General features: G+C 63.3%; 15 protein-coding genes, 1 tRNA gene and 1 pseudogene. 10 read left to right on the top strand and 7 right to left on the bottom strand.

What is annotated here, in order from left to right; all coding sequences use genetic code 11:
* Positions 1-41 precede the first annotated feature (41 nt).
* From BKY27_RS13720 to BKY27_RS13700, 5 genes are all read right to left on the bottom strand, one after another.
* Entirely contained in the window at positions 42-1,835 is a 1,794-nt protein-coding gene (locus BKY27_RS13720) for a peptidoglycan D,D-transpeptidase FtsI family protein (protein WP_071675069.1), read from the bottom strand.
* The gene (ftsL, locus tag BKY27_RS13715) at positions 1,832-2,194 is read right to left on the bottom strand and encodes a cell division protein FtsL (protein ID WP_071675068.1); all 363 of its coding nucleotides are present in this window, start codon (positions 2,192-2,194) and stop codon (positions 1,832-1,834) included. The genes BKY27_RS13720 and ftsL overlap by 4 nt, the downstream gene beginning before the upstream one ends.
* A 2-nt stretch (positions 2,195-2,196) precedes the next feature.
* Positions 2,197-3,207 carry a 16S rRNA (cytosine(1402)-N(4))-methyltransferase RsmH gene (gene rsmH / locus BKY27_RS13710; protein ID WP_071675067.1) on the bottom strand — a complete coding sequence of 337 codons (1,011 nt, stop codon included), beginning with the start codon at positions 3,205-3,207 and terminating at the stop codon, positions 2,197-2,199.
* Positions 3,207-3,722, bottom strand: coding sequence for a division/cell wall cluster transcriptional repressor MraZ (locus BKY27_RS13705; RefSeq protein WP_071675066.1), 516 nt, complete (start codon positions 3,720-3,722; stop codon positions 3,207-3,209). The genes rsmH and BKY27_RS13705 overlap by 1 nt, the downstream gene beginning before the upstream one ends.
* Positions 3,723-4,268: 546 nt before the next feature.
* A complete protein-coding gene (locus tag BKY27_RS13700; RefSeq protein WP_071675065.1) occupies positions 4,269-5,351 on the bottom strand; it encodes an Mrp/NBP35 family ATP-binding protein in 1,083 nt (360 codons plus the stop codon).
* Between the two features lie 308 nt (positions 5,352-5,659).
* On the opposite strand from BKY27_RS13700, the gene BKY27_RS13695 reads away from it, so the two are divergent.
* Positions 5,660-5,881, top strand: coding sequence for a DUF1127 domain-containing protein (locus tag BKY27_RS13695; RefSeq protein ID WP_071675064.1), 222 nt, complete (start codon positions 5,660-5,662; stop codon positions 5,879-5,881).
* Between the two features lie 552 nt (positions 5,882-6,433).
* Here BKY27_RS13695 and BKY27_RS13690 read toward each other — a convergent pair.
* Positions 6,434-6,886: an Lrp/AsnC family transcriptional regulator gene (locus BKY27_RS13690; protein WP_071675063.1), complete on the bottom strand. Its 453-nt coding sequence runs from the start codon at positions 6,884-6,886 to the stop codon at positions 6,434-6,436.
* A 73-nt stretch (positions 6,887-6,959) separates the two neighbouring features.
* On the opposite strand from BKY27_RS13690, the gene BKY27_RS13685 reads away from it, so the two are divergent.
* A complete protein-coding gene (locus BKY27_RS13685; protein WP_071675062.1) occupies positions 6,960-7,556 on the top strand; it encodes a LysE family translocator in 597 nt (198 codons plus the stop codon).
* A gap of 8 nt (positions 7,557-7,564) precedes the next feature.
* On the opposite strand, the gene BKY27_RS13680 is transcribed toward BKY27_RS13685, so the two are convergent.
* A complete protein-coding gene (locus BKY27_RS13680; RefSeq protein WP_071675061.1) occupies positions 7,565-9,988 on the bottom strand; it encodes an ATP-dependent helicase in 2,424 nt (807 codons plus the stop codon).
* Between the two features lie 227 nt (positions 9,989-10,215).
* Between BKY27_RS13680 and BKY27_RS13675 the strand changes: the two genes are divergently transcribed.
* The 8 genes and pseudogenes from BKY27_RS13675 to BKY27_RS13640 all read left to right on the top strand — a co-directional run.
* Positions 10,216-11,364 (top strand): alpha-hydroxy acid oxidase, encoded by a 1,149-nt coding sequence (locus tag BKY27_RS13675; RefSeq protein WP_071675060.1) that lies wholly within the window; start codon positions 10,216-10,218, stop codon positions 11,362-11,364.
* A gap of 193 nt (positions 11,365-11,557) precedes the next feature.
* The gene (locus tag BKY27_RS13670; RefSeq protein ID WP_071675172.1) at positions 11,558-14,995 is read left to right on the top strand and encodes a pyruvate carboxylase; all 3,438 of its coding nucleotides are present in this window, start codon (positions 11,558-11,560) and stop codon (positions 14,993-14,995) included.
* Positions 14,996-15,145: 150 nt separating this feature from the next.
* Positions 15,146-15,862 carry a hypothetical protein gene (locus BKY27_RS20595; protein ID WP_071675059.1) on the top strand — a complete coding sequence of 239 codons (717 nt, stop codon included), beginning with the start codon at positions 15,146-15,148 and terminating at the stop codon, positions 15,860-15,862.
* 149 nt (positions 15,863-16,011) lie between these two features.
* Positions 16,012-16,392, top strand: a complete 381-nt coding sequence (locus BKY27_RS13660; RefSeq protein WP_071675058.1) for an MAPEG family protein — start codon at positions 16,012-16,014, stop codon at positions 16,390-16,392.
* 75 nt (positions 16,393-16,467) lie between these two features.
* Positions 16,468-17,403 (top strand): AEC family transporter, encoded by a 936-nt coding sequence (locus BKY27_RS13655; protein ID WP_071675057.1) that lies wholly within the window; start codon positions 16,468-16,470, stop codon positions 17,401-17,403.
* Between the two features lie 62 nt (positions 17,404-17,465).
* Positions 17,466-18,200, top strand: coding sequence for a TerC family protein (locus BKY27_RS13650; protein WP_071675056.1), 735 nt, complete (start codon positions 17,466-17,468; stop codon positions 18,198-18,200).
* A 153-nt stretch (positions 18,201-18,353) separates the two neighbouring features.
* A tRNA-Gly gene (locus BKY27_RS13645) sits at positions 18,354-18,428 on the top strand.
* Between the two features lie 510 nt (positions 18,429-18,938).
* Positions 18,939-19,177 (top strand): annotated as a pseudogene (locus tag BKY27_RS13640) (hypothetical protein); the annotation flags it as partial.

The raw sequence follows: 19,177 nt of genomic DNA, 5'->3' as shown, positions 1-19,177 counted from the left end.
TGCCCCCCTCATCTGCGGCGCACGCGCCCGCGAGTCTCAACCTATTGTGAGGCGCTGGATAGCTGATAGGTGGCCTCGTGATCAACGTCTTGCGGACGCAGACCCAGAAGAGGCGCGACCCGGCGGATCACCTCGGCGGCCACCGGCACGGCCGTCCAACCTGCCGTGCGCCGGGTTTCGCCAAGGATATCAATGCTTGGCTCGTCCAGCGTGACCACCAGAACGTAGCGCGGGTCATGCGCCGGGAAGACTGAAGCAAAAGTCGCAATCACCCGGTCATCGTAGTAACCGCCCTGTGGGTTGGGCTTGTCGGCCGATCCGGTCTTGCCTCCGACCTCGTACCCCGGAACCTCGCCGAGGTTGGCCGTGCCGATAGGATCGGCCACCACGTCGCGCACCATCGCGCGCAAGATCCGCGATGTTTCCTCGGAAATCAGCCGCTCGCCCTGTTGCGGGTCATCGCGGCGCAGCAGCGTGGGGCGCACCCGGGTGCCGCCATTCAACAGGCTGGCATAGGCCGACGCCAAATGCAGTTGCGTGGCCGAAATTCCGTGACCGAAAGAGATGGTCATGGTCGAGAGCTGCCCCCAGTTCGATGGCACGATGGGCCGTCCCTGCCGGGATTCGATCATTTCGAAGTCAATCGGGTCAAGCAATCCGAGCGCGCCAAGGAATTCCTGCTGACGCTCGGGCCCGATCATCTGCGCAATCCGCGCGGTGCCGATATTGGACGAGCGCACCATCACGTCACGCACGGACAAGCTGTTGCCATAGTTGTGAAAATCGCCGATCTCGAACCCCGCCATACGCAGCGGCCCGCGGGTGTCGATCATCGTCGTCGGCGTCACCAGCCCATCTTCCAGCGCCTGCGCGATGGTAAAAAGCTTGTAGGTCGAGCCGAGTTCATAGACCCCTTGCACCGCCCGGTTGAACAGCGGGCTTTGCGACGGGTCGCCCTCGGTCAGCGCGGCAGGCCGGGCGTTCGGATCGAAATCGGGCAGCGAGGCCAGCGAAATGACTTCGCCGGTATGAGCATCCATCAGCACCGCCGAGGCACCTTGGGCCTGCATCAGACCCATTCCGCCCGCCAGCACCTCTTCCACCGCGGCCTGCACGGTCAGGTCTAGCGACAATTCCAGCGGGGCACCATTGCGGGCCGGGTCGCGCAAGTCTTCGTCGAATTCGGCCTCGACACCGGCAACACCCAGGATTTCCGCAGCGTTCACCGCCTGCTCGCCAAAGCGCGCGCCGCCCATAACATGCGACGCCACCGCCCCGTTGGGATAAAGCCGCATCTCGCGCGGGCCGAACAGCAAGCCCGGCTCGCCAAGATCATGCACGCGCTGCTGTTGTTCCGGCGAGATCGAACCGCGAACCCACATGAAGCGAGAGCCGGAGCGAAACCGGCGCAGCAGGGTCTCTTCGTCCAGATCGTCGAAAATGTCGGCCAGCCCCGCCGCGGCGGCCTCGGGGTCGATCAACTCGTGCGGGTGGACGTAAAGGGCGTTGGTCACAAGGTTTGTTGCCAACACGCGCCCCTCGCGGTCGACGATATCGGCGCGGGTCGAGGTGATGGAGCTGTGCGAGGTGTTGATGCTGGGCTCTTCCGGCACCGATGTGGCCAGCGCGGTCATCTTGACGCCCACGGCCAGAAACGCCGCGCAGAAACAGCAGGCCAGCATCAACAGGCGGCTTTCGGCGCGCAGCCGCAGCTTGTCGCGCATCTGTTCGTGGCGCAGGCGCAGGTTTTCGCGTTCGATCTCGTCCGGGTTCTCGCCGGTGCGACGCGCTTCCAGAATGCGGGCCAGCGGCCGCAGGGCAATACGACGGGTCATGGCCGCTCCTCCGCTTGGGACGCGCTGTAAAGGATGTCTTCCTCGCCTTCGGTTTCGGCGGCGGCGGGCATATCCTCACGCCAGATGACCTCGTCCATCACCGCGAATTGTTCGGGGCGCAGCGGCAGCAGGTTCAGCCGGTCGAAATTCAGATCCACCAGTTCGCGCAGCCGGTCGGGGCGATTGAGATAGGCCCATTCAGCGCGCAGAACCACGAGCCGCTCGCGTTCAACGCCGATCGCCCGTTGCAAGCGCTCGACCTCTCTGAGCGCTTGCTGGGTCTGGATGTTCTGGTGATAGGCCCAGTATCCAAGGGCAATCACGGCAATGGCGGCGAGGATGGTCACGAAACCGCGCATGGCTACAGGATCTCCGACAGGCGTGGCAGGCCGAGCACGTCGGCCAGGGGGGCAGCGGCAGGCGTATCGGTGCGGCGGGCGACCCGCAGCTTGGCCGACCGCGCGCGCGGGTTGCGTTTGATTTCATCGGCATCGGGCGCGATGGCACGGCGCGGTGTCAGGATGAACCCCGGTTCCCGCTCGGCCTCGGCCGGGGCGTAGCGCGACCCACCACCGCCGAAACTGGCACGGTCCTGCAAGAAGCGCTTGGCGATGCGGTCTTCCAGTGAATGAAAGGTCACAACGGCCAGTTGCCCGCCGGGAGCCAGCGCGCGTTCTGCGGCCATCAACCCCTCGACCAGTTGCCCGAATTCATCGTTCACCGCGATGCGGATGGCCTGAAAGCTGCGGGTCGCCGGGTGGCTTTGGCCCGGTTTCGGGCGCGGCAGGCATTTTTCAACGATCTTGGCCAGGTGCAGGGTGGAGGAGATGCGCTCTTCCGTCCGGGCCTTGACGATGGCCTTGGCGATCCGTCGGGACGCGCGTTCCTCGCCGTAGTGAAAGAGTATATCGGCCAAGGCACCCTCGGGGGCATCGTTCACAAGGTCTTCGGCAGACGGCCCCACCCGCCCCATGCGCATGTCGAGCGGCCCGTCACGCATGAAGGAAAACCCGCGCTCGGAAAGATCGAGTTGCATGGAGGAAACACCAAGGTCCAGCACCACGCCATCAAGCTGCGGATAGCCCGCCTCCGCCGCGTGACGGTCCAGGTCCGAGAACGTGCCTTCGACGAGGATCAGCCGGTCGCCAAACGCGCCCGCCCAAGGGGTGGCCATTTCAAAGGCAAGCGGATCGCGGTCGATGCCGATCACCCGCGCGGCCCCTGCGGCCAGAAGGCCGCGGGAATACCCACCCGCGCCGAACGTGCCGTCTAGCCAGACCCCCTGCACCGGTGCGACCGCCTTCAGGATCGCCTCCAGCAGGACAGGGATATGAGGCTCGGCCGCCGGGGTGTCGGATGCCGGGCCGGCCATCAGGCCTCTCCCGGTGTTGGTTTGCCGACAAGACTGAGGGGATCGAAGAATTCGTCGTCATCGCCGAGCGAGGCGAGAAGTTTCTCGATGTCGTCCTCCGCTTCGCGGGCCTGATCGGGATGCAGGATGTGGAACTGGTCGCCCTTGCCCTGAAACAGCGCCTCGCCATCCAGCCCGATCTTGTCGCGCGCGGCAGGCGGCAACACCAGACGACCGGTATCATCCACTGTTGTCTCGTCGCATTTCGAATAATAGAGGTATTCCAGCGCCTTGCGCAGCGGCGTTCCGCGGCGCTCGCCCTGGATCATCTCGTCGATCTCATCATAGGCATTGCCCGAGAGACATTCGAGGTAATTTTTCTTGGGGTCGCCATAGGCGATATAGAGGCGCGGCGCGTTTCCGGGGGTGCAATCCTTGTCGGAATTCTGAAGCACACGGCGGAACTTGACCGGAATCGAAACCCGACCCTTTCCATCCACCTTGTTCAGGCTTTCGCCCTGAAACCTGCGCTCCACTGTCCCCGGCCCTTTTCTGTTCGGTCTGCCTGCCCCGGAAAGGACAACGGCGGATCGGGCAAGCTGCCACTGCCCAATCCGCCGCCCTCGTCCCATCTCTGGGATGTCCGACTGCGCGCGCTACCTGGGGGGGGGATGTCTGCACTGCCCGCGCGCCGGATCTCTTATGTCAGCGAATGAGATAGCCTGTATGAAACTGCCGTTTTGTCGTTCCGGTCCTTGGTCTTGCGCCTTGATCCCGGTGCATCTCGTTTGCTGTGTAATTGTTGTCTCACGGAATGTTTTCCCAATCAATCCCTTTTTATGGGAAATTCCCCCACATCTTGCCTAAACCCCCTTTCACATACTGCATTTAGAGGGCGTCAGACGGACAAATCGGGCAGATGGGGCGGTGACCGCCCAGCAGAAACACAAGATGTAGTCGTTGCGATGAAGCCACAGGGGGTGGGATTTTTTTCCAACTTTCCCACGAAAAACCCCCGAAGGCCGAACTTCGGGGGGAAATTCCCATGAAACGGGAACCGGGCTGCGATGGGGCGGGCGGCCTCAGGCCATTCCACCCTCGACCAATTGCGCGGCCAGCGTAGCATAGGCTTCGGCCATGGCGCCCTCGCCCGCCGCAATCGGCGTGCCGCCATCGCCGGCCAACCGGGTGTCGAGCGATATCGGCAGCGCCCCGAGAAATGGAATGCCGAGACGCTCTGCCTCGTCCCGCACGCCGCCATGCCCGAAGATATGCTCTTCATGGCCACAGTTGGGGCAGTGATAGACAGACATGTTCTCGATCAGGCCCAGAATGGGCGTCTTGAGCGACTGGAACATGTTGATCGCCTTCTTGGCGTCGAGCAGCGCCACATCCTGTGGCGTCGAAACGACGATCGCCCCGGTCACCTCGGCTTTTTGGCACAGTGTCATTGCCACATCGCCGGTGCCCGGCGGCAGATCGACAATCAGGACATCAAGTTCACCCCATGCGACCTGGGTCAGCATTTGCTGCAATGCCCCCATCAGCATCGGCCCGCGCCAGACCACCGCCTGATCCTCTGGCAACATCAGCCCGAGCGACATCAGCGTCACGCCGTGGTTGTGCAGCGGCAGGATCGTTTTGCCATCGGGCGAGGCCGGGCGTTGGGTCACCCCCATCATGCGGGGCTGAGAGGGCCCGTAAATATCTGCATCCAGCAGGCCGACCTTGCGCCCCGCCCGCGCAAGCGCGACAGCAAGGTTCGACGAGACTGTCGATTTACCGACCCCGCCCTTGCCAGACCCGACGGTCAGGATGCGGGCCACGGATGCAGGTTTCATGGAGCCCGCCTGCGGCTTGGGATGCCCGCCGATCTTTAGGCTTGGTGGCTCGCCCTGCGCTGGCTGCGGGCGCTCTTTGGTGGGGGCCGTCAGGGCCACGGTCACCGTATCGACCCCCGGCAAGGCCTTGACCAGCGCCTCGGCCGCCTGACGCACCGGGCCAAGGCGGCGCCCCTCTTCCTCCGAGCCCGCCTCGATCACGAAAGAGACCTGCGCACCGTCAACCCGCAGGGCGCGCACCATGTCGCGCTCGACCAGTGTGCCGCCATCGGGCAGGGAAAGTCGCTTGAGCGCGTCGAGGATTGAGTCGCGAGTTTGGGGCATGGCGGTCCTTTCTCGTCCCTGTGGCTGGTCGGTCCATCAGACATAGGCCGCGCAAGACCGCTGCGCATCCGAAAACCGCCACGGGACTTTCACAATCCGGGCTAAGTGACGCTGGGGCAGCCAAAATTTTGACCGTTTTGAGGACTGTCATGCACTTTCTGCATAGCAGCATTGAGCCTCTGGGGGATTGTGCACGCGCAGCATTGCGATATTTTTTACCCATCGAAACAAACACGGGGCTGACGCTGGCCGACGCCGACAAATAGCGCGACCGAGCCGCCACCCCGACCGACGAAAGGATATAGGCCATGGCCTTTGCAACCGACACCCGCGCCGCTTCCATCTCGCTCGGCGCCCGCTTTGCCGAAATCCGCGCACAGTTCCAAGAGGCCATGGAGGCCCGCCGCGTTTATCGGCGCACGCTGAACGAGCTGGCCCAGCTCAGCAACCGCGACCTCGCAGACCTCGGCATCGGCCGTTGCGAAATCCGCGGGATCGCGCTGGAAGCGGCCTACGGAAAAGCGGCCTAACGGACCAACGGAATATCTGCCGGTTCCTCCTCCCATATTCCGGCAGATCTGCGGCGACGCCCTTCCTCCTCCCTTGGCGTCGCCGCCAAATACACCGCCCTCCGGGGCAGAGATACGACCCTCCTCCTCCCTTGGGCTCGTGTTTAAGCGGCAGCCTCTCCTCCTCCCTTGGGGCTGCCGCAAAACCATACCGGCCCGCTGATCGGGCCAGACATACGGGCCTCTCCTCCTCCCTTGGTCCGTGTTTCGGCGGCAGCCCCTCCTCCTCCCTTGGGGCTGCCGCCACGAAATTCGCCCCCAGACGGGGCAGCGTGATCGCGGGTCTCTCTCCTCCTCCCTTGGAGATCCGTGTGGACGCGGCGGCGCCTCCTCCTCCCTTGGCGCCGCCGCATCACCAACGAAGGGCTTGCCGGGGCTTTCCTCCCATTCCCGCCCCGGCATGTCCCATCCATCGGCGTCCTCCTCCTCCCAATTTGGGACGCTGAGATCTGGCGGTGGCTCCTCCTCCTCCCTTGGAGCCACCGCTTTTTCATTTTCAGGTTCTGGAAAGTTTCAGGCGCGCTCGTCCTTGGGCGAAGCCATGACCACATGCGTCGTGATCGTCGCCACCTGTGGGATGTCCCCCAGCACATCGGTATGGAACCGCTTGTAGGCCACCAGATCGGCGGCCTCGACGCGCAGCAGGTATTCCACATTGCCGGTGATGTTGTGGCACTCGCGCACTTCCGGGGCGCGGGCGATGGCCGCCTCGAACGCCTCTTGCGCGGCCTTGGAATGCTCGTTGAGGCCAACGGTCAGGTAAGCTGTAAAGCCTATCCCCAGTTTGACCGGATCTGTCACCGCCCGGTAGCCAGAGATGACCCCCGCCGCTTCCAGCGCCTGCACCCGACGCAGACAGGCCGAGGGCGAAAGGGCGACCGTGGCCGCAAGATCGAGATTGCTGATCCGCCCATCACGAACCAAAATGCGCAATATTTGCTTATCTTTTTCATCAATCTTCGTCATTTCTTGCGTATTTTGTTAGAATTTCCGCAAGTTTGCAATTTCATTTCGGACCTGCTCGAATAATTTGCCGCGTATGACACAGGATCTTCTCCTTGCCCTGATGGGATTCGCCCTCGCCTCGTCGATCACACCGGGGCCAAACAACCTGATGCTGATGGCGTCGGGGGCCAATTTCGGCCTGCGCCGCACCCTGCCGCATATGCTGGGGGTGAGCCTTGGACACGGGCTGATGGTGTTTCTGTTAGGGCTGGGTCTGGTGCGGGTGTTCGAGCAATTTCCGCGCGTACGATTCGCGCTGACAGGGATTTGCACGATCTATTTGCTCTTTCTGGCGTGGAAAATCGCCAACGCCGCCCCGCCGAAAGAGGCCGACACCGCAGGCCGCCCACTGACCTTCCTTCAGGCCGCTGCATTTCAGTGGGTGAACCCCAAGGCGATCTATATGGCGATTACGGCGCAGACCTACTATGCGCCGCCCGAATCGGGCTGGTGGGGGGCCGCGATGGTCGCGATTCCCTTCATCTGCGTGAACCTGCCCTCTGTCAGCCTGTGGGCGTGGATGGGGGTGCAGATGAAGCGGTTTCTTGGACAAGGACGACGCTTGCGCATCTTCAACGGGGCCATGGCCCTGCTTTTGGTGGGAACGCTCGTGCCGATCCTGCTGCACTGACCCTCGGCTCAGAACGGCACGTCGCCCGCTTCATCCGCCGCGACCAGAAACCGACCGACGACCCGCTTGATCCCGGCCTTGTCGAAGGCAATCTCCAGCTTGTCGCCCTCGACGCCCTCGACCCGGCCATAGCCGAATTTCTGGTGGAAGACGCGGGCGCCGATGGTGAAGGCCGAGTCCGCCGCCGCATCGATGGTGAAGTTGCGCGACTCACGCGGCTGGCTGGTGCCGCGCGCGCCCTGGTTGGCGTGAAGGCGTTTCCAGCCGGGCGAGTTGTAGACATCGGCCCGGACGGCGCGATCCTCCAACCCCGAGCGGCCATACTCCTGCGCTGCGCCGCCACCTTGATGCCCATAGAGCCCCGGTGGCGTCAGAACCTCCACATGCTCTTCGGGAAGTTCGTCGATGAAGCGGCTCGGCAACTGGCTTTGCCATTGGCCATAGACGCGGCGGTTGCCCGCAAAGGAAATCGTGCAGACCTGTTCGGCCCGCGTGATGCCGACATAGGCCAGCCGCCGTTCTTCTTCGAGGCCCTTCAGCCCGCTTTCATCCATCGAGCGTTGCGACGGAAACAGGCCATCCTCCCAGCCCGGCAGGAAGACGGCGGGAAATTCCAGCCCCTTGGCGGCGTGCAACGTCATCAGCGTGACCTTCGGCTCCTGATCGTCGCTTTCGTTGTCCATGATCAGGCTGACATGCTCAAGGAAGCCTTGCAGGTTCTCGAATCCTTCCAGCGCCTTGACCAGTTCCTTGAGGTTTTCCAACCGTCCCGGCGCCTCGGGCGTCTTGTCGTTCTGCCACATCTCTGTGTAGCCGGACTCATCGAGGATCATCTCGGCCAGTTCTATATGCGACAGCGTGCCTTGCAGGACGTCCTCTTCGATCAGGTCATCGACCGGAGTGGCCGATCGCATCGGTCCCATCATCAGGCCGCGCCAGCGTTCGACCCCGTCGACGAAACGCTGTAATTCCCTGGCACCCTTGCCGGTCAGCCCCTTCGCCGCCAGCAAGACCCTGGCCCCTTCCAGAAGCGAGACGCCGTTGCTGCGCGCCGCCATCTGGATTTTCTGCTGCGCCTTGTCGCCAAGGCCACGCTTGGGCGTGTTCACGATCCGCTCGAAGGCCAGATCATCCTCGGTCAAGACCACCAGCCGAAAATAGGCCATCGCGTCGCGGATCTCCAACCGCTCGTAGAACCGCGGCCCGCCGATCACGCGGTAGGGCAGGCCGATGGTCAGGAACCGGTCCTCGAAGGCCCGCATCTGGTGCGAGGCGCGCACGAGAATCGCGATGTCATCGGGCGACACCGGTGCCTGCCCGCGTGTGCCACGTTCCATCGACTCGATTTCCTCGCCGACCCAACGGGCCTCTTCATCACCGTCCCAATGGCCGATCAGGCGAACTTTCTCGCCCTCCACGGCCTCTGTCCAAAGCTCTTTCCCCAGCCGACCCTTGTTGCCGGAAATGACGCCCGAGGCGGCGGCAAGGATATGCGGCGTGGAACGGTAGTTCTGCTCCAGCCGGATCACCTTGGCACCGGGGAAATCCTTGTCGAATTTCAGGATATTGCCCACTTCCGCCCCGCGCCAGCCATAGATCGACTGGTCGTCGTCGCCCACGCAGCAGATATTCTTGTGAGACTGCGCCAGAAGCCGCAACCACAGATATTGCGCGACGTTGGTGTCCTGGTATTCATCGACGAGGATGTATTTGAACCACCGCTGGTATTGTCCCAGCACGTCTGGGTAGGCCTGAAAGATCGTGACCATGTGCAACAGCAGGTCGCCGAAATCGCAGGCGTTGAGCGCTTTCAGTCGGTCCTGATAGGCGGCGTAGAGATCCACCGCCTTGTTGTTGAAGGCCCCGGCCTCGCCCGCCGGAACCTTGGTGGGCGTCCACGCACGGTTCTTCCACTTGTCGATGATCGCCGCAAGGCCGCGGGCGGGCCAGCGTTTCTCATCTATGCCTTCGGCGATGATGAGTTGCTTCATCAACCGGACCTGATCGTCGGTGTCCAGAATGGTGAAATTCGACTTCAGCCCTGCCAGTTCCGCATGGCGGCGCAAGAGCTTGACGCAGATCGCGTGGAAGGTGCCGAGCCAAGGCACCCCTTCGAGCGGCTGATCGAGCAGGTTGGCCACGCGGCCCTTCATCTCGCGCGCGGCCTTGTTGGTGAAGGTGACGGCCAGGATCTCGTTCGGGCGCGCCTTGCCGGTCGAGAGCAGATGCGCGATGCGCGCGGTCAGCGCCCGAGTCTTGCCGGTACCCGCGCCCGCCAGCATCAGCACGGGGCCGTCCAACGTTTCCACCGCCTCACGCTGTGGCGGGTTCAGACCGTCGAGATACCCCGCATTGAGGGACGGCCGCGCCGCCATGGCGCGTTGCGATAGCGAGGCGGCCGCGAAGGCCTCTTCGTCGTCGAAAATATCCATGCCGGGAAACCTAGCCGATGGGGCGGGCAAGTTAAAGTATTGTTCATGCTCTGTTCGCCGAATATTTGGTGCGCCGCGGTGCCGCGTCGTGATCGGGGCGGCCGCGAAGTCCGCCCGCAAGGGGCGGTCTCGCCAGACGCTTGGGGCCAGCCCCAAACCCGAGGTATTTTTGCACAGAAGAAGGGGTGGGGCTGGACAGGCGACATCGGGCGCGGTTCTTTGGCGGCATGGACCTGCACCAGAGATATCCCGCGTTGAGTGACCTCAAGACGCGCGCCCGGCGGCGGATTCCGCATTTCATATGGGAATATCTCGACTCGGCCACCGGCAGCGAGGCAACGCAGCGCCGAAACCGTGAGGGGCTGAACCGGGTGCTGTTTGCGCCGCGCGTGCTGGAAGGCGAGTTCACGCCGGATCTGGGCTGCCCTCTGCTGGGGCGGGAGTATCCGGTGCCCTTCGGCATCGCGCCTGTCGGCATGTCGGGCGCGGTTTGGCCCGGTGCGGAACGGATGCTGGCCCGGTTTTCCGCCGAGGCAGGGATTCCCTATGGCTTGTCCACGGTGGCGACTGAAACGCCCGAAACGATCGGGCGGCTGGCGGGCGATCGGGGCTGGTTCCAGCTCTATCCGCCGCGTGACCCCGATATTCTGGCGGACATGCTGGAACGCGGGCGCAAGGCCGGGTTCGAGACATTGATCCTGACGGTGGACGTACCTGTCGCCTCGCGCCGGGAACGGCAGACACGGGGCGGGATGACAAACCCGCCCAAGCTGACCCCGCGCCTGGCGCTGCAATCGGCCCGGTGCCCGGCATGGTCGCTTGGCACGCTGCGGCGGGGCATGCCGCGCATGCGAACGCTGGATGCCTATGACTCGCCCGTCAGTGGCAGTGGCGCCCTGCCCTCGACCGCGCATATCGGGTATTTGCTGCGCACCGCACCGGATTGGGACTACCTCGCACGGCTGCGCGACGGGTGGGATGGCGCCCTGATCGTCAAAGGCATCATGGACCCCGCCCCCCTGCCCCGGCTGGAAGCGGCGGGTGTGGATGCGGTCTGGGTCTCAAACCATGCGGGACGCCAATTCGACGGGGCCGAGGCCACGATCGACGCACTGCCGAAGATCCGGGCCGCGACCGACCTGCCGATCCTGTTCGACAGCGGCATCGAGGGCGGGCTGGATATCCTCCGCGCGCTCGCGCTTGGGGCCGATTTCGTGATGCTGGGCCGCGCGTGGCATTATGCGCTTGGGGCGCTTGGCGCGGCGGGTCCGGCGCATTTGCAGGATATCCTCGTCAAGGATATGGCTTCGAACATGGGGCAGCTCGGGGCGCGACGCCTGTCGGACCTCTCGTCCCGGCTGCTATTGCGGGACTGAGCCCTATTCCGTCGTTTCCAGTGAGGGGGGCCGCCGCAACGGCGCTAGGCTGCGCGCGAACCAAGGGGGAGTCGGAGCAGAAGGATTTTCTGTTAGCGCTAACGCTGCAATTGCAATATTATTGTGACAGAGCTGTTGGCAGCGCAGAAAAAACTGCCTAACGTCCGCGCCATCCGGAACAAGGGGAATGTTCATGGCTGACTTCAAGAAGATCCTGATTGCCAATCGGGGTGAGATTGCCATTCGCGTGATGCGGGCGGCCAACGAGCTTGGCAAGCGCACGGTGGCCATCTACGCCGAGGAGGACAAACTGTCCTTGCATCGGTTCAAGGCTGACGAGGCGTACAAGATCGGGGACGGGCTGGGGCCGGTCGCGGCGTATCTCTCGATCGACGAGATCATCCGCGTTGCCAAGAGCTGCGGCGCCGACGCGATCCATCCGGGCTATGGATTGTTGTCTGAAAACCCCGACTTCGTGGATGCCTGCGCCGCGAATGACATCACCTTCATCGGGCCAAAGGCCGAGACCATGCGCGCGCTTGGCGACAAGGCCAGTGCGCGGCGTGTGGCAATCGAGGCGGGGGTGCCGGTTATTCCCGCGACCGAGGTTCTGGGCGACGATATGGACGCGATCCGCACTGAGGCGGAAACCGTGGGCTATCCCCTGATGCTGAAAGCGTCCTGGGGCGGCGGCGGGCGCGGGATGCGGCCGATCCTGAACGCAGACGAACTGGAAGAAAAGGTCCGCGAGGGCCGACGCGAGGCCGAGGCCGCGTTCGGCAATGGCGAGGGCTATCTCGAAAAGATGATCACCCGCGCCCGCCATGTCGAGGTGCAGATCCTTGGCGACCAGCACGGGCATATCTATCACCTCTACGAACGCGATTGCTCGGTCCAGCGGCGTAACCAGAAAGTGGTGGAGCGGGCCCCTGCCCCGTATCTCAGCCAGGCACAGCGCGAGGAAATCTGCCTGCTCGGCAAGAAAATTTGCGAGCATGTGAATTACGAATGCGCGGGCACGGTCGAGTTCCTGATGGATATGGACTCTGGCGCGTTCTACTTCATCGAGGTCAACCCCCGCGTGCAGGTCGAACACACCGTCACCGAGGAAGTGACTGGCATCGACATCGTGCGCGCGCAGATCCTGATTGCCGAGGGCAAGAGCTTGGTCGAGGCCACTGGCGTCGCCAGCCAGTATGACGTGAAACTGGATGGTCACGCCATCCAGTGCCGGGTGACGACCGAAGATCCGACCAACAACTTTATCCCCGACTACGGACGCATCACCGCCTATCGCGGCGCGACCGGCATGGGCATCCGGCTGGACGGCGGCACCGCCTATTCGGGCGCGGTGATCACCCGCTATTATGACTCGCTGTTGGAAAAGGTCACGGCATGGGCGCCGACACCCGAGGCGGCGATTGCCCGGATGGACCGGGCGCTGCGCGAGTTCCGCATTCGCGGCGTCAGCACCAACATCGCCTTCGTCGAAAATCTGCTCAAGCACCCGACCTTCCTGAATTATCAATACACCACCAAGTTCATCGACGAGACGCCGGAATTGTTCGACTTCCGCGCCAAACGCGACCGTGCCACGCGCATCCTGACCTATGTCGCGGACATCACCGTCAACGGGCATCCGGAAACCGAAGGCCGGGTCAAACCCAAGGCCGACCTCAAGCCCGCCAAGCCGCCCGTGCCCAAGGCCGAGCCTGCGGCAGGCACCAAGACCCTGCTGGACGAAAAAGGCCCGCAAGCGGTGGCCGATTGGCTGGCGGCGCAGAAGACCCTGCTGATCACCGACACCACCATGCGCGACGGGCACCAGTCGCTGCTGGCCACACGGATGCGGTCCATCGACATGATCAAGGCCGCGCCCGCCTATGCCGCGAACCTGCCGCAACTGTTCAGTGTCGAATGCTGGGGCGGCGCGACCTTCGACGTGGCCTATCGCTTCTTGCAGGAATGCCCGTGGCAGCGCTTGCGTGACCTGCGCGAACGGCTGCCCAACATCATGACACAGATGCTGCTGCGCGGCTCGAACGGGGTGGGTTACACGAACTATCCCGACAACGTGGTGCAGTCCTTCGTGCATCGCGCGGCCGAGACCGGCGTTGACGTGTTCCGCGTCTTCGACAGCCTCAACTGGGTCGAGAACATGCGCGTGGCGATGGATGCTGTCGTCGAAAGCGGCAAGGTCTGCGAAGGCACGATCTGCTATACCGGCGACATCCTGAACCCCGAGCGGGCCAAGTATGACCTGAAATATTACGTCGCCATGGGGCAGGATCTGAAAGCCGCCGGCGCGCATATCCTTGGCCTCAAGGACATGGCGGGCCTGTTGAAACCCGCCGCCGCGCGGGTGCTGATCAAGGCGCTGAAGGAAGAGGTTGGCCTGCCCATCCACTTCCACACCCATGACACGGCGGGCATCGCGTCGGCCACCATCCTTGCCGCGTCCGACGCGGGCGTGGATGCGGTCGATTGTGCGATGGACAGCTTCAGCGGCAACACGTCTCAGGCGACGCTTGGCACCGTTGTCGAGGCGTTGAAGCATACCGACCGCGATACAGGGCTGGATATCAAGGCAATCCGCGAGATCAGCGACTATTTCGAGGCGGTGCGGGGCCAGTATGCAGCGTTCGAAAGTGGCCTTCAGGCCCCGGCGTCCGAGGTCTACCTGCACGAAATGCCGGGTGGCCAGTTCACCAACCTCAAGGCGCAGGCGCGGTCCCTCGGGCTGGAAGAACGCTGGCACGAGGTGGCGCAGATGTATGCCGACGTGAACCAGATGTTCGGCGACATCGTCAAGGTTACGCCGTCATCGAAGGTGGTCGGTGACATGGCGCTGATGATGGTCAGCCAAGGCTTGACCCGCGCGCAGGTCGAAGACCCGAAATCCGAGGTCTCCTTCCCCGACTCCGTCATCGACATGATGCGCGGCAATCTGGGCCAGCCGCCGGGCGGCTTCCCCAAAGCCATTGTCAAGAAGGTGCTGAAATCCGAGAAACCCAACCTTGAGCGTCCCGGCAAGCACCTGCCCCCTGTGGATCTGGAGGCCGTGCGAAAAGAGGTGGTCGACAAGGTCGGCGAGCCGGTCGATGACGAGGACCTCAATGGCTACCTGATGTATCCCAAGGTCTTTACCGACTACCGGGCGCGCCACGCGGAATACGGCCCGGTGCGGACCCTGCCGACGCGGACCTTCTTTTACGGGATGGAGCCGGGCGAAGAAATCGAGGCCGAGATCGACCCGGGCAAGACGCTGGTGGTGCAGCTTCAGGCTGTGGGCGAGACCAACGAGGATGGCGAGGTCAAGGTCTTCTTCGAACTGAACGGCCAGCCCCGCGTGATCCGGGTGCCCAACCGCAAGGTGCAGGCGGCAACTGCCAAACGCCCCAAGGCCGAGCTTGGCAATCCCAACCACATCGGCGCACCGATGCCGGGCGTGGTCGCCAGCGTCGCGGTGCAGCCGGGCCAGAAGGTCAAACATGGCGACATGCTGCTGACCATCGAAGCGATGAAGATGGAAACCGGCATCCATGCCGAGCGCGACGCGGTGGTCAAGGCCGTCCACGTCCAGCCCGGCGGCCAGATCGACGCCAAGGATCTGTTGGTAGAGCTGGAATAAGCGCCGGCAAACACGCAGACATGAACACCGGGGCGCGGAACCAGCAGGGTCCGCGCCCCTTCTTTTGTCTTGATTAATGCCCGCCTTTGCCAAAATTTTCCCTTTTTTCCCGCCTATTTCCTTGAATTGGTATTTTTAGAGGACACACCGATGACCGGACAAATCACCTTCTGGACCGACGAGAGCGGCGCCGTAACCGTCGATTGGACGGTCCTGACGGCTGGGGTTGTTGGCCTGGGGCTGGCCACGGCCGGGGTGGTGTCAACCGGGCTGCAAGACCTGTCGGGGGACGTCAACACGCAGCTGTCTTCGAACAGCTGGAACATGTTTGGCAACGGCAGATCGTCTGTCGCGTCTTTCGATTTCAGCGGCGGCAACGCCCTTGGCTGGCTGGGCGGGCGCGTGATGGACATGGGCGGCGAGCTGGGCGAGCTGATGGTTCTGGGACCGGGTGAAGGCACGGGCTATCTCGTCGATATTCCAGAAGGCACCGATCAGGCGGTTATCGGCTTTGACCTGATTGCAGGCGACAGTCTGGACAATAGCGCCCAATGGGGCACCGATACGGCGACCGTGATGCTCAACGGTGTGCCCGTGGCGGTCGCCTTGGCAAGCGGCAATTCGATGACGTTCGACATCCCACAACTGGATGGAACCACGGTCGAGGCAACCGTCTCTGTGGCGGAACGACCACTTGGCGGGAACGGCGGCTGGAACGACTCGGCTGCGGAGGTCACGATCACAGTCGACCAGCCCACCGAACCGATTCAGTTCGAACTCTTGTCAGGCGCGAACCAAGGCATCGGCGACGAATTCTGGGGCCTCGACAACTTCGACGCCTCCGCGACGGGCAGTCCAGGCTTCTGATCCGCCAACACCGAACGTCGTGTCGGGCGGCGCATGATGGGCGAGGACCGTGGCAGGGGGCTGTAACGTCACCGACCAGAAGAGTTGGTTCCCAAGAAACACGCCACTATCCTGCCTGCCAGCGCACCTGTTCCGATCGGAGCCCATCCATGATTTCCGCCGTCTATGCCGGGCTTCTGGCCCTTCTGTTTCTTGGCCTCAGCGCCAAGGTCATCCGTCACCGCAAAGCGCGCAAACTGTCCCATGGCGACGGCAATGACGACCAGATGTCCCGTGCCATCCGGGTGCAGGCAAATTTCACCGAATACGTGCCGTTTGCCCTGATCCTGCTGACCTTGGCCGACCTTCAGGGCGCCCCTGGCTGGTTGCTGCACGCGATGGGGATCGTGCTGTTGGGCGGGCGCATTCTGCACGCAATCGGTATGGGATCGACCCCGCAGATATTCCGCGCGCGCGCCGCGGGCATGATCCTGACAATGCTCTCGCTTCTGGTGCTGGCCATCGCCAATATCGGCTACGGGCTGGCCTGAGGCCGGTCGCCAGCACTGGCCGGCGCCTGTCCGATCTGCCAGACTGGACAGGTTCATTGACCTGTCAGAGCCGCCATGCCCCCGATCCTGTCCATTACCTTGCCGATCTACCTGTTGATCGCGCTCGGCTTTTTCGCGGTCCGCTCGGGGTATTTCGCTGGCCCGGATGTGCGGGCCATTGGCAGTTTCGTGGTCAAGTTCGCCCTTCCGGCGCTGATCTTCGTCGCGGTCGGCAGCGCCAGCCCGTCCGAGGTGCTTCAGGGTCCGTTCTTCCTGGCCTATCTGGGTGGGTCCGTGGCTCTCTTCGTGGCCTGCCTCGTGGTCGGGCGGCTGGTCTTCAAGATGCGGTTCGGGGCGCTCGGGTTGACGGCAATGGGCTTGACCGTCTCTAATTCGGCCTTCGTCGGGTTCCCGCTGATGTCGATCCTCTTGCCCGACCGCGCGGTCACCGTTCTGGCCACGGCCATGCTGGTGGAACTGACGGTCCTGATCCCGGTCGCCCTAGCGATCTCCGATGCTGGCGAGAGCAGCGCCGAGACGCCGATGCAGGGTTTTCTGCAAGGTCTTGCCAACCTGCCGAGGAACCCGATCATCCTGTCCCTTGTCGCGGCCCTGGCCTATTCCGCGAGTGGTATCACCCTGCCCGAGCCGATCCTGCGCCCGATCGAAATGCTGCGCCCCATCGCGTCGCCAGTCGCCCTTTTCGCCGTGGGCGGCACCGTTGCCATGGCCACCAATGTGCGCGAGATGGTGGCGCCCGCCACCGGCATCCTGATCGGCAAGCTGGTGCTGCACCCCCTGTTCATGCTGGCCGCGCTGGCCCTTGTGCCCGGTGTTCCGCCGGAACTGCGCCTTGCGGCGACCATCAACGCCGCTTGCCCGATGCTGTCGATCTACCCGATCTTCGGAATGCGCTACGGGCGCGAGTTGCTGACATCGGCCGTGCTGCTGGTGACGACGGCAACCTCCTTTGTGACGATCACCCTGCTGCTGTCATGGCTGGGGCTCTGAGCCCCTTGCAGGACCGCCCCCGATGCCTATCTGCCGCGAGAGCCTAAAGGAGATGCACCCAAATGATGGACCTTCTGACCGACCCTGCTGTCTGGGCCTCGTTCCTGACCCTGACCGTGCTCGAAATCGTTCTGGGCGTGGACAACGTGATCTTCATCTCGATCGCGGCGGCCAGATTGCCCGAGGCACAGCGGCGCCGGGCACGCGTGCTTGGTCTGACCGGGGCGCTCGTATTGCGCATCGCGTTGCTTTTGTCGATTTCGTGGATCATCGGCCTGTCCGCGCCGATCCTTCAAATCCGCGGCTTCGATGTCAGCTGGCGCGATATTCTGTTGATCGCGGGCGGGCTCTTCCTGATCTACAAAGCCTCCACCGAGATTTTCGAAGAGGTCGAGGGCGGCGTCGAGAGCGCCGAGGCCACGGTCGTTCAGGCGGCTTTCCTGTCGGTGATCTTCCAGATCATGGTGCTGGACCTCGTCTTTTCGCTCGACTCGGTGATCACCGCCGTGGGCATCGCCGACCACTTGGAGGTGATGATCGCCGCCGTGGTTCTTGCGATCCTTGTCATGATGGTCGCCGCCGCTCCGATCGCCCATTTCGTCGAAGCGCACCCTTCGACCAAGATGCTGGCGCTGGCCTTCCTCGTCATGGTCGGCATGGCCCTGGTCGCCGACGGTTTTCACGTCCATGTTGAACGTGGTTTCATCTACGCGGCGATGGTCTTCGCGGGCGCAGTGGAGGGGTTAAACCTGTGGCGCGCGGCCCGACGGCGACGATTGGCCAGCCCGTCGGCCTAGCGTGTCGCCTAACGCCCGAACAGGCTGCCCTTGTCCGAGCGCGGCAGGATCGCCCCTGCGCGCCTCATACCGAAATCCACAGGGTGCGCCCGCTCGGGGGCAATTTTCCTCTTGCAGGCCCCCGGCCATCTGACTAAACACTGCGCCTAGAGAGCGGGCGTAGCTCAGGGGTAGAGCATAACCTTGCCAAGGTTAGGGTCGTGAGTTCGAATCTCATCGCCCGCTCCAGATTACCAATAAACAATGTCAGACTACCCCGGCCCTTTTGCGAAAGAGGTCCCTGATTATCGTTTGTCTTGCCCGGGGTGTATCGGGCATTCCCCTCCCCCAATGACAGGTTCTAAGGCGGCCCTCTCGGGCACCCGCCCGGACAGCGCCGCGTGAATCACCGGTCGCCGGATTGATCAACCTCGCCGCCGGCAGCGGTCAGAGCCGGGCCCTTGACGGGCCAGCACGCAGCCACCGCTACAGTTACTTTCGGATGTGGTGTTGTCCGGCACCGGACACGCCGACAACCATTTGTCAATAATTGGGGTGGTAGAAGAGACATCTACACCCATGGGAACGCTGATCGGATAGGCGTTGGGACATAGGCTGTCGAAATGCCGCTCCGACCGTTCTGATGCCGCCAGAAGCGCCGGTTGCGAAACATCGGTTCTCGAAGCAACGGGTTTGTGTCCTATGACTGCGTCTCGATACCCACCCGGCGCGGCCCCTGGTTTCAGTGGAGGCACGGAAATGGAAAAACACCTGTTTGTCCTCCTCGGCGAGGACAGCCTGGCTGGATTCGCGGGCAAACCCATCCTTTCCATCATAAGTGGAAATGACACTTTGGACGGTGGCCCCGGGAACGATACATTGGACGGAGGGGCCGGAGACGATGTTCTGACCGGCGGGTCCGGCGTCGACACGTTCATCTACAATGGCGGCGCGGATGTGATCACCGATTTCAGCGGTGACCTCATCGGGATTGACGC

The organism is Nioella nitratireducens (assembly GCF_001879715.1).
Classification (GTDB): Bacteria; Pseudomonadota; Alphaproteobacteria; order Rhodobacterales; family Rhodobacteraceae; genus Nioella; species Nioella nitratireducens.
The sequence above is the reverse complement of the archived record's forward strand: the minus strand, read 5'-3'. Positions and strand labels throughout refer to the sequence as shown.